We start from the raw sequence: 9,949 nt of genomic DNA, 5'->3' as shown, positions 1-9,949 counted from the left end.
GGCGGAGGGCGGGCCCGGAGGAGGATCCCGGGCCGAGCAGGCCGCCCACCAGCGAGCCGGCGCCGTCGTGGTCGCTGCCCGCGGAGCCGCTGCCGTTCTGGAGGTTGGCCGTCCGGTCGATCTCCAGCCAGGAGTCGGCGTTCGAGTTGTCCACGACCGTGATCAGCCCGCCGCCGGCGGCCGCGGGCGCCGCGGCCCCCGCGAGCAGGGCGCAGGCCCCGGCCAGCCCCAGCGCGGTGGCCCGCAGGGCGGCGGTCGCCGAGGGCAGGGCGGGCGAGGGCCGGGCCGGCCTGAGCTGCCCGGCCCTCATGCCGTCACCGCCATCAGCCCCCTGGGGCGCGCGATGTTCCGCTCCAGCAGCTCGGTGGACTCCCGCACGCCGACCTGCTCACGCCCCCCGGACGGGGTGGGCAGCCGTCCGTCGGCGCTCTTCAGCTCGGACAGCGCCTCGTCCATCGCCCGGTGCGCGGCGAACAGGCACGGGGTGCTGTAGATGGCCACGTCCACCCCCAGGGCCGACAGCTCCGAGAGCGACAGCCGGGGCGACTTGCCGCCCGCGATCTGGTTGAACAGCAGCGGCTTGTCGCCGACCACCCGGCGGATCCGGCGGATCCACTCCTCGCTGCGCACGCCGTCCACGAGCACCACGTCGGCGTCGGTGGCGGCGAGCGCCCGGGCCCGGCGCAGGATGTCGGCCTCCTCGGTGGCGTCGGTGCGCGCGACCACCACCAAGTCCGTCCGGTTGGCGAGGACGAGCTCCAGCTTCTCCAGGTACTCCTCCAGCGGGAGCACCAGCTTGCCGTCCGCGTGCCCGCAGCGGCGCGGCCGCTTCTGGTCCTCCAGGATCACGCCCGACGCGCCGATCCGTTCGAGCTTGCGCACGACGTGGCAGGCCACCTCCGGATCGACGTAGCCGTCGTCGATGTCGACCAGCAGGTGGTGCCGGGGAAAGGCCCCGCGCAGCCGTTCGACGAAGCCCACCATGTCGGGCCAGGCGATGAAACCGATGTCCGGCAGCCCGTAGTAGGAGGCCGCGAAGCCGAAGCCGGAGACGAACATGCCGTCGTAGTGCTCGGCCGCGATGGAGGCCGAGTACATGTCGTAGACGCCGATCAGCGGCGTCGCCCCCGGGCCCGCGATCTCCGCGCGCAGCCGCTGCCCGGGGCTGTCCGTTGCCGTGTTTCCGTGGAACAAGGTCTTCTCCTCACTGGGGATGACTTTGCCTGAACTTGGTGCTTACTAGACCGAACTGAGGTGTCATCACTATGCGCTCTTTAAGGTTCCGTGGGCAAATCTTTAAGTGAGATTCACTCGCGAGAGTGAAGAAATGTCGAAGATATGGAAGATGCTGATATGCATATCGGCTAAATGCTGTGACGCTTCAGCAAGGTGGTCGGGGTCGGCGCCCCGGAGGCAGGGCTGTCGGAGTCGACTGCCGTCACGTGAATCGCCGGGCGAGCGGTTCTCAGGCCCGGTCGACCATTTTGCCCGTCATGAGCTGCCCTTTCAGCAAGGTGCGTACCCCGCCGCCGACGCTTGCGAATATGCCCCCATCGGCATTCCTGCGGACTTCCACCCGCAATCTGGAGAAGCCGAGTTCGGTGGTGCCCTGGACGATGTCGAACACCAGGGGCTTGTCGATCGGCCCCGTGTGCGCCAGCCATCCGGCCATTGCCAGTGCGGCCGAGCCTGTGGCGGGGTCTTCCGCGCAAACCGGCTCGGGAACGAAGACCCGAGCGCGGACTTCGGGCAGTTGCGGAACGAACACTGCCACCCCGAAGACGCCGGCCAGTCCGGGCACCCTCTCGGCGAGCGCCGCAACCCTGTGCGGCAGGGCCTCGGCCGACTCCAGATCGGCGGCGCTCACCGGGAGGCAGGCGAACCCGAGCCCGGCCGATGCCAATCTCACGGGCCCTACTGCCGCGTCCGGAGCGAGCCCAACCGCTTCGCATACGAGATCCGGAACGACGGGCGGACCCACCTGGCAGGCCCGTTCCTCCAGTACGGCACTTTCCCCTGTCGGCCCCACCTGCGCGTGAACGATTCCGCCCCGAGTGCGCAGCGCCACCCGGCCGGGCTGGGCCAGGCCCTGCCGCACCGCCACTGCGGCTGCTCCCACGAGGGGATGACCTGCGAAGTCCAGCTCGACGTAGGGAGTGAAGATCCGCACCTCCACCTCTCCTCCGTCGCCCCGGCGCAGGAAGACCGTTTCCGGCATGGCCAGGCGGGCCGCCAGGCGTTGCATCAGCGCATCGTCACATGCGGCAGCGCACGTGACCACTCCGAGTGGCCCTCCGGTCAGCGGCTCATTCCCGAACACTTCGACCAGTTCGAATTTCATGCACCCGTCATCGCCGGAGAAGGTCGAGTTGTCGCTCGCGAGTGTGGGGAGCGCAGGGGTGCCGGCGGAGTGGGTCGTCATCGCGGTTCTCTTTTCGAGTGGCTCTGCTGTCGTCGGCCGGGCTGTTGTCCGTGGCTGCCGGGGCTGACGCTGAGCATGGTGATCATCGGGCCGGCGGGGTCGGTTTGTGGAGGACGTCCGAGGCAAGTGCGGAGTCCGGGGCGCCCAGGTCTGCACGCGCGGATCCGTGCTGCGTCAGGGCTCTTCATGAGTTGGACGTTATATCCAGCCTGGACTAAGTGTCCACCAGGGGTGCCTTCTCGCGAACGGTCCGGTGCGAGAGCAAGGTCGATCACGGGGTGCCGGACCCCTGTCGGCAAGCCTGTCCGAAGTGCGCTGACCGACCCGGACCTGCCGAGCGCGGACGTCCGCACCGCCCACTCCGCGCGTCCACCCTCGAAGGGCACACCGTGGCCCGCAAGGGCAAGGAGAGCGGTCGACCGCCCGTCATCACCGGCGAACGGTGCACACCGTCCTGCGGCGCCGCGCGGGCGGCGGTCCGTCGAACAGATCCAGCCCGGCCTGATCGTCCCCGCCGGCAAGCGGAAGGGGCGGAACCCCTCCGTCGCGAGCATCTACCGGGCGCCGGCCGAGCACGCCAAGCGCGAGGTGTGCCCCGAAGCCGTCGGACAGGCCCACATCGACTTCGCCGTCCTCCAGGTCGGCCAAGTTCCCCGGTGCCCGCCTGGCTGTCCCGGGCCGAGTGCCGCTCTGACCGCAGAGCACTGTCTCTCGCTTCGCCGTGGCTTCGGGGGAACAGGGCCGTGTACGGGGCGAAGCCGGCCGCCGGGGCCTGGCCGGTGAGGTGCGGGCCCCGGCGCGTGAGGGGTCAGGCGCGCGGGAGCGGGGGCGCGGCGCGGCGTTCGCGCAGTGTCCGGAGCATCCGGCGGGTGGCCTTGGTCGCGACCGGGGGCAGGAGCTCCAGGGCGAGCCGCCGTGAGGTGGAGCGCTGGATCGGGCCCTTGACCTGGTAGTTGAGGCGCATCACCCGGGCGCCGGCGATGGTGTCCTCGTCGACGGTGTACCCCTCGGTCGGCCAGTCGCGCTTCCGCAGGACGGCCTGAGCGGCCGCCGCGTCGCCCCAGGTGCCGTAGAACTTCATCGGGGTGAGCAGGACCGGCCGCAGTCCGCCGGTGAAGACCGCCTCCCAGACCGCGGCGGAGACGCCCGGGGTGTGCTCGGAGCGGTAGTCGTCCAGGGCGACCACGCCGTTCTCGCCGAGCGCGGCCCGGGCCACCGCGATGTCCCCGGCGACGTGCTCGTAGAGGTGGGAGGCGTCGACGTGGACGAAGCGGCAGCTGTCCGCCCGGACGCGGCCGTCGGCCAGCACCGAGGTCGGGGCCTGCACTATCTCGGGCAGCTCGCCGTGGAAGGCGAGGTAGTTGGCCTCGAAGGCGCTGCGGGTGAGGGTCTTGCGGTAGGACATGTTCATCTCGGCGGCGTTGTCGGCGTCGCCCGCCTCGGAGTCGAACAAGTCGCAGACCGTCAGCCGCTCACCCGGCTGCAGGTGGTCGCCGAGCAGGACGGCGCTGCGGCCGAGGTAGCTGCCGAGCTCCAGGATGTCGCCGGTGACGCCGGCCGCGGTCTGGGCGGACAGCAGGTGGCTGAAGGCGGCCCGGTCGAGGCTGAAGAACCAGCCGGGAATGTCGTCCCGCTTCAGCGGCGCGGAGTGGACTGCGGCCTCGACCGCGGTCTCGGACATGGGCACGGCGGCCTCCAGGGGGACGGCGGGGCGCGGTGGCGGGTCACGCCCGCGGAGGGGGACGCCGAGGACGTGAGGCGGATCATCATAGCGACGCCGGGGCGGGGGAGAGCCAGATGCGGAACGGCCTAAATCCGGCTCTTCGCTCTGCCGTTCGGCAGGGGTTCACGCCTTCGTTTCGCTCCCGAATCGCCTGGTCGGCCTGGGTCCTCTCTTTCGGATCATGCCGGGCGCACGACGCCGGAGCACGCACCTCGCCGCGTTGTCGTCGGTCGCCGATGCTCCGCATGGACTCCCTCCTCCGCCTTGCGATGCACGCACTCCGACGCCGCACGCTGATCCGACGTGATCCGAAAGAGAGGACCTAGCCTTCCGAGAGCTCCGCCCCGCCCGGCCGTTCCAGCTCCGCGACGGTCTCGGACAGCCAGGCCCGCTCGGCCGCCGTGGAGGCCCGGGCGACGAGCAGCATCCCGCGCCGGAAGGGGTTCGGTTCGCGCTCGGCGGTCACCGGCTGCCCCGTCCCGTCGTAGAAGAAGCTGCTCGGGGCGTCCAGGAAGGCCAGTCGGCGGCGGAGCACGGCGGCCTGCCGGGTCGGGTCGGCGAGATGGTGCAGGAACGTGGTGACGGTGAAGAAGCGGATCTGGTCGGTGATCTCGGCCTGCTCCGGGTCGGCCAGGCGGCGCAGCAGTTCGGCCCGCCCCCGCGCCGTCAGCTCCAGCGTCTGCCGCGGTGCGGCGCCGCTGCCCGGTTCGGTGCGGCGGTGCAGCAGTCCGGCCTTCTCCAGCCGGGCGATGGCGGGGTAGAGCGCGCCGTCGCTGACCGGTCGGACATGACCGGTCAGTCCGGTGATCCGGGACTTGAGCTCGTAGCCGTGAAGCGGCTGGTCGTACAGGAAACCGAGGATCGCGAGCGTCAACACGGCTGGAGCCCTTCGGTCGGAGTGCGCCCTGTGGAGTCGTCATGTTACCTCTTGTCGATGTGCCTCGAAACGATGTATCTCTATTCGAGGCAGGTCGAGAGGGCTGCAGCCGATCGAGGAGAGCCGAGGCGGGCCGGGGTCCGCCCGGTCACGTACGAGCACCACAGGGGAAGGGAGAAGGGCATGCGCGGCCAGTTGCGCCGACTCACGGCATTGGCGGTACCCGTCTACGCGGAGCTGCTGTCCGGGGTGATCGCCTCGGTGATCGGGGCCCTCTGGGTGGCCGGTCTCGGCGGGGCCGCGGTCGCGGCCGTCACCCTGGCCGGCACCGTCGAGAACCTGCTGCTCGGCCTGGTCCTGGTGGTCGCCTCCGGTACCAGCGTCAGGCTCTCCCACGCCCTCGGTGCCGGCGATCACGCCGAAGCCGCCCGGACCACCCGCGCGGCCTGGCGGCTCTGTGCCGCGGTCAGCGCGGCGCTCGCCGTCCCCGGCTTCCTGCTGCGCGACCGGCTGGCAGGCGCCTTCCTGGACGGCGAAGCTGCCGAACAGGCCGCCGGTTACCTCGCCGTCGCGTTCCCGGCCTTCGCGCTCTTCGTCGGCCAGCGCGTCGCCGACGAGCTGTTCAAGGGCGCGGGCGACACCCGCACCCCGATGCGGATCGCCCTGCTCTCCAACGCGCTGCTGCTCCTCCTCGACCCCCTGCTGATCCTCGGCCCGGGGCCGCTGCCCGCCCTCGGCGTGCCGGGCGCCGCCCTGGCCCTGGTCCTCTCCCGGGCGGTCGCCCTCGCCGTCACCCTGCGAGTGCGGCGAGGGCGGCGACTGCGGCAGCCGGGGCCACACGCGGATCCGCAGCCGGTGAGACGCGAGGAACCGCAGCCGCAGGGCCCTGGCGGCACCGGGGGAGCGGGCGCGGCGGCGGTACGGATCCTGCGCGCGGGCGCACCGTTCGGTCTGGACTTCACCGCCCGGATGGCCGTCGGAACCGCCCAACTCGGCCTGGTCGCGGGCTTCGGCGTCGCGGCGGTGGCCGGCTACGGCCTCGGCTACCGCGTCCTGCTCGTCGCCACCATGGCCTTCTACGCGCTGCGCCAGGCCGCCGCGATCGAGGCGGCACGGCTGACCGGCGCGGGAGAGGTCGCCGCGCTGCACACCCTGCGCCGCGCCACCGGACGCCTCGCCGCGCTGCTCGGTGGGGTGGCGGCGCTGCTCGCCGTCACGCTCGCCGTGCCGCTGACCGCGCTCTTCACCGAGGACCGGGCGGTGGCCGCGCAGTCCGTCGGCTTCCTGCGCTCGGCGGCTCTCTACCTGCTGCCGTACGCGCTGGTGGTGGCGGTCGGCGGAGTGCACCAGGCGGCGGGCGCCGGGCGCCCGCTGGTGGTCTCCGTCCTGCTCGGTCTCGGGACCCAACTCGCCGCCTCGGCGGCCCTGTCCGGGCCGCTGGGGGTGTCGGGGGTGTGGCTCGGGCCTGCGGTGGGCGCGGCCGTGCAGCTCGCGCTGCTCGCCACACTGACACGGTCGCGGAGTCCGCGCGGGACTGTCGGTGGTGTGTGCCAGGGTGGGGGCCATGGCACACACCCCGGACGGGCGGCCGATCCCGCCCCCGCACACCGATGAACGCACCACGCTGGAGAACTGGTTGGACTTCCAGCGGGCCACGCTCGCCCGGAAGGCCGACGGCCTCGACGACCACCAGGTGCGGCTGGCGTCCGTCCCACCGTCCACGATGACCCTGCTGGGCCTGGTTCAGCACCTCGCCGAGGTCGAGCGCACCTGGTACCAGCGGGTGTTCGCCGGGCAGGACGTCCCGCCGGTGTACGGCGCGGACAACGCCGACGGCTACGGGCTGGACCCGGAGCGCGGGATGGCCGAGGCGCTGCGGGACTGGCAGACGGAGGTCGACCGGGGCCGGGAGCTGACCGCGGACAAGCCGCTGGAGGCGGCCGGCCCGCTCTCCCCGCAGATCGCCGCGGTGATCGGCGCGGACAGCGTCTCGCTGCGCTGGATCCTGGTGCACCTGATCGAGGAGTACGCCCGCCACAACGGCCACGCCGACCTGCTCCGGGAGTCCGTCGACGGAGCCACCGGGGTGTGAACCAAACCGGGGTCTGACGGCACGGGCGTTGCTCAGCGCCGACCGGCGGACTCCGGCCGCGCGCCCGACGCCGGACCGGCGGCCCGGTCGGCAGCCCCACCGGCCGTCGGTCCGGCCGCCCGTCCGGTCAGCCGCGCGGCGAGCAGCGTCCCCGCGCCGGCCACCGCCGCCATGGTCAGCGCGGACGGCGCGAGCGCAGCGCCGGGGTCCGTACGGCCGGCGGCGGCGGTGGCCAGGGCGATGCCCAGCGCCGGGCCGATGTTCAGCACGGTCTGCTGCAGGCCGCCCGCGACCCCGGCCCGGGCGGCGGCCGCGCCCCGGACCACCATCGTGGTGGCGGTGGCCATCACCGCACCGAAGCCGGTGCCGAGCAGTGCGAAGCAGCCGGCGATCGCGAGCGTCCCGGAGCCGGTGCCGAGAAGCGCCGTGAGCAGCGCCCCCGTGGTGATCAGGGCCATTCCCGGCAGCACCACCGCCCGCTCGCCGTGACGTTTCGCCAGCCAGGCGGAACCGGGCGCCGCGAGGATCATCGTCACCGCGAGCGGCACCGCCCGCAGGGCGCTCCGCAGGGGGTCGAGCCCGAGCACGTCCTGGAGGTAGTAGGTGGCCGGGAAGAGCGTTCCCTGGAGCGCGGCGGAGGCGGCGAGCAGGACGACGAGGGGCGGCGCGACGGCCGTGGAGCGGAGCAGCGCGGGCGGCAGCAGGGGGTCGGCGGTCCGGCGTTCGTGGCGTACCAGGACGAGGGCGAGGACTCCGGCCGCGGTGAGGCCGAGCAGTGGAACGGCCGGTCGGCCGGTGTCCGGCAGCGTCACCAGGCTCTGCACCAGGAGGGCCAGCGCGAGTGCGAGCAGGGCCGCGCCGGGCAGGTCGAGCCCGCTGTCGTGCCGGCCGTCGTGCTCGCTGCCGTGCCGGTTGCCGCGCCCGGCGGCCGGGGAGCGGGTGTCGGGCGATCCGGCTCCGGCCGGTACCGCGAGGGCCGCCAGGAGGGCGGCCGCGGCGGGCAGCAGGCCCAGCAGGAAGACCGACCGCCAGCCGAGGTGCGCGGTCAGTGCGCCGCCGACCAGCGGTCCGGCCGCCGCCGCGAGCCCGATGGCGGCGGTGCGGATCGCGATCGGGCCGGCCAGGCGGTCGGCGGGCCAGGCGGCCCGCAGCATGCCCAGGGTGGCCGGTTGCAGCAGCGCGCCGGCCGCGCCCTGCAGGACGCGCAGCGCGACGACCCAGCCGATGCCGGGTGCGACGGCGATCCCGAGCGAGGCGGCGGCGAAGCCGGTCACGCCGAGCGCGAAGACCCGCCGGTGCCCGTACCGGTCGCCGAGGCGGCCGGCGAAGACCAGCAGGGCGGCGACGGTGACCAGGTAGCCGGCGCTGGCCCACTGGACGGCGGCGACGGAGGCGTGCAGGTCGTGCTGGAGGGCCGGCCGGGCGACAGTCAGCGCGGTGCCGTCGACGGCGACCAGGACGGCGCCGGTGATGCTCGCGGCCAGGACGAGCCCCCGGTGGTGCCGTGGCGGGTTCATCGAGGGGAGGGGCCGAGGTGGGCGTCCAGCGTGGCGCGCAGCAGTGGCTCGACGGAGTCGTCGCCGGTGATGAGGCGCAGGCTGCCCCAGGTGCGCAGTTGGGCGAGGCCGTGCAGGTTGGACCAGAGGGCGGCGGTGGCGGCGGCCGGATCGTCGGACTGCGGGTGCACCTCGGTGACCAGGCCGACGAAGGTGAGGAACAGCGGCAGGGTGGTGCGGCGAAGTTCGATGCCGCTGCCCTCCAGCAGGTCGTGACGGAACATCAGCTCGAACATGCCGGGGTTGGCGGCCGCGAAGCCGAGGTAGGCGCGGGCGAGCGCGTCGAGGCGGGTGCGCGCGTCGGCGCCGGTGGCGGCGGTGAGGGCGTCGGCGCCCGCGAGGGTGTCGGTGAGCCTGCCGAAGCCCTGCTGGGCGATGGCGGCGAGCAGTTCGCGGTGGGTGGGGAAGTAGCGGCGGGGCGCGCCGTGCGAGACCCCGGCGCGGCGGGCGATCTCGCGCAGGCCGAGCGCCTGGACGCCGCCCTCGGCCACCAACTCGACGCCGGCGGCCACCAGTCGGGCCCGCAGGTCCTGCTCCTGTTCGGTCATGAGGACACTGTCTACCAGCCGGGCGTAGACAGTGTCTACTCGCGGCCGCACCGATGCCCGGGCAGAATCGATCGCGTGACCGATCACGTGGACGAAGGCGGCGAGCCGGCCTGCTGGCTGGACCGGGTGTGCCCGGAGTGCGGACGACTGCGCGAGCGGACCGGCCCGGGCCCCTGCGAGAACTGCGGCGCGGACGGCACGGACGGTGCGGACGTGCAGGACGACGGGCAGGGCGACGGGTCAGGCGACTGAGACCGACCCCGGCCCGGCCGGGGTCAGCCGGGCCGGCGCCCCGCGGAGCCGCCGCTACTGGGGCGGCTGGTCGCGGAACTGGTTCTTGAGCTGCTCCTGGGCGGCGTCGACCTGCCCGCTGTACTTGCCCTCGGTGCGCTGGTCGACGGCGTCGCCCGCCTTGTCGACGGCCTTGTCGGCCTGGTCCTCGTGGCCCTTCAGCAGGCTCTTGAGCTTATCCATCATGGACATCTGGTCACACTCCTGGATGAGACGCCCCCACCCCTCCAATATCGCCGCGTGCGCTGCGGTCCGCATCCCGCAAGGTGTGCGTAAAGGCTTGGCAACGGGATTCCGATCATGTCCAATCATGACCCTCACGGCCCGTCGGAAGGAGTCGCCCTGATGCTGCGCACCCGTCGCTCCACCTCGCCGCTCGACCGTTCCACCTCCTCGCTCGCCCGTTCCACCCCGTACGACCGCACCACCTCCTCAGGACC

General features: G+C 73.1%; 11 protein-coding genes. 3 read left to right on the top strand and 8 right to left on the bottom strand.

The window, feature by feature from the left end; genetic code table 11:
• The 5 genes from ACFU7Z_RS28055 to ACFU7Z_RS28035 all read right to left on the bottom strand — a co-directional run.
• The coding region (locus tag ACFU7Z_RS28055; RefSeq protein WP_380780447.1) for a hypothetical protein at window positions 1–310 on the bottom strand (310 nt) is incomplete at its 3' end.
• Window positions 307–1,194 (bottom strand): oxaloacetate decarboxylase, encoded by an 888-nt coding sequence (locus ACFU7Z_RS28050; protein WP_049652485.1) that lies wholly within the window; start codon window positions 1,192–1,194, stop codon window positions 307–309. The genes ACFU7Z_RS28050 and ACFU7Z_RS28055, both read right to left, overlap by 4 nt.
• Window positions 1,195–1,465: 271 nt before the next feature.
• Window positions 1,466–2,422 (bottom strand): PhzF family phenazine biosynthesis protein, encoded by a 957-nt coding sequence (locus ACFU7Z_RS28045; protein ID WP_380780445.1) that lies wholly within the window; start codon window positions 2,420–2,422, stop codon window positions 1,466–1,468.
• Between the two features lie 808 nt (window positions 2,423–3,230).
• The gene (locus ACFU7Z_RS28040; RefSeq protein ID WP_380780442.1) at window positions 3,231–4,103 is read right to left on the bottom strand and encodes a class I SAM-dependent methyltransferase; all 873 of its coding nucleotides are present in this window, start codon (window positions 4,101–4,103) and stop codon (window positions 3,231–3,233) included.
• A gap of 364 nt (window positions 4,104–4,467) precedes the next feature.
• Window positions 4,468–5,022, bottom strand: a complete 555-nt coding sequence (locus ACFU7Z_RS28035) for a PadR family transcriptional regulator (protein ID WP_049652481.1) — start codon at window positions 5,020–5,022, stop codon at window positions 4,468–4,470.
• A 183-nt stretch (window positions 5,023–5,205) separates the two neighbouring features.
• Between ACFU7Z_RS28035 and ACFU7Z_RS28030 the strand changes: the two genes are divergently transcribed.
• Together ACFU7Z_RS28030 and ACFU7Z_RS28025 are read left to right on the top strand one after the other, a co-directional pair.
• Entirely contained in the window at window positions 5,206–6,636 is a 1,431-nt protein-coding gene (locus ACFU7Z_RS28030; protein ID WP_380780440.1) for an MATE family efflux transporter, read from the top strand.
• Complete coding sequence (locus ACFU7Z_RS28025; protein ID WP_380780438.1) at window positions 6,587–7,114, top strand: DinB family protein; 528 nt, start codon at window positions 6,587–6,589, stop codon at window positions 7,112–7,114. The genes ACFU7Z_RS28030 and ACFU7Z_RS28025 overlap by 50 nt, the downstream gene beginning before the upstream one ends.
• Before the next feature lie 32 nt (window positions 7,115–7,146).
• On the opposite strand, the gene ACFU7Z_RS28020 is transcribed toward ACFU7Z_RS28025, so the two are convergent.
• Window positions 7,147–8,631, bottom strand: a complete 1,485-nt coding sequence (locus ACFU7Z_RS28020; protein WP_380780436.1) for an MFS transporter — start codon at window positions 8,629–8,631, stop codon at window positions 7,147–7,149.
• Window positions 8,628–9,218 (bottom strand): TetR/AcrR family transcriptional regulator, encoded by a 591-nt coding sequence (locus tag ACFU7Z_RS28015; RefSeq protein WP_380780434.1) that lies wholly within the window; start codon window positions 9,216–9,218, stop codon window positions 8,628–8,630. Before ACFU7Z_RS28015 ends, ACFU7Z_RS28020 begins: the two co-directional genes overlap by 4 nt.
• A gap of 75 nt (window positions 9,219–9,293) precedes the next feature.
• Here ACFU7Z_RS28015 and ACFU7Z_RS28010 point away from each other — a divergent pair, with 75 nt between their 5' ends.
• Entirely contained in the window at window positions 9,294–9,470 is a 177-nt protein-coding gene (locus tag ACFU7Z_RS28010; protein WP_380780432.1) for a hypothetical protein, read from the top strand.
• Between the two features lie 54 nt (window positions 9,471–9,524).
• Here ACFU7Z_RS28010 and ACFU7Z_RS28005 read toward each other — a convergent pair whose 3' ends face one another.
• The gene (locus ACFU7Z_RS28005; protein WP_049656309.1) at window positions 9,525–9,701 is read right to left on the bottom strand and encodes an antitoxin; all 177 of its coding nucleotides are present in this window, start codon (window positions 9,699–9,701) and stop codon (window positions 9,525–9,527) included.
• Window positions 9,702–9,949 lie beyond the last annotated feature (248 nt).

The sequence above is a fragment of the Kitasatospora sp. NPDC057518 genome, assembly GCF_042802075.1.
Classification (GTDB): Bacteria; Actinomycetota; Actinomycetes; order Streptomycetales; family Streptomycetaceae; genus Kitasatospora.
This window is presented reverse-complemented; position numbering and strand designations above follow the sequence as displayed.

Bases quoted from the DNA above. Each gene is read 5' to 3' on its own strand.
- ACFU7Z_RS28045 (WP_380780445.1), bottom strand. From the start codon at position 2,422: ATGACGACCCACTCCGCCGGCACCCCTGCGCTCCCCACACTCGCGAGC.
- ACFU7Z_RS28040 (WP_380780442.1), bottom strand. From the start codon at position 4,103: ATGTCCGAGACCGCGGTCGAGGCCGCAGTCCACTCCGCGCCGCTGAAG.
- ACFU7Z_RS28030 (WP_380780440.1), top strand. From the start codon at position 5,206: ATGCGCGGCCAGTTGCGCCGACTCACGGCATTGGCGGTACCCGTCTAC.
- ACFU7Z_RS28025 (WP_380780438.1), top strand. From the start codon at position 6,587: ATGGCACACACCCCGGACGGGCGGCCGATCCCGCCCCCGCACACCGAT.
- ACFU7Z_RS28020 (WP_380780436.1), bottom strand. From the start codon at position 8,631: ATGAACCCGCCACGGCACCACCGGGGGCTCGTCCTGGCCGCGAGCATC.
- ACFU7Z_RS28015 (WP_380780434.1), bottom strand. From the start codon at position 9,218: ATGACCGAACAGGAGCAGGACCTGCGGGCCCGACTGGTGGCCGCCGGC.
- ACFU7Z_RS28005 (WP_049656309.1), bottom strand. From the start codon at position 9,701: ATGTCCATGATGGATAAGCTCAAGAGCCTGCTGAAGGGCCACGAGGAC.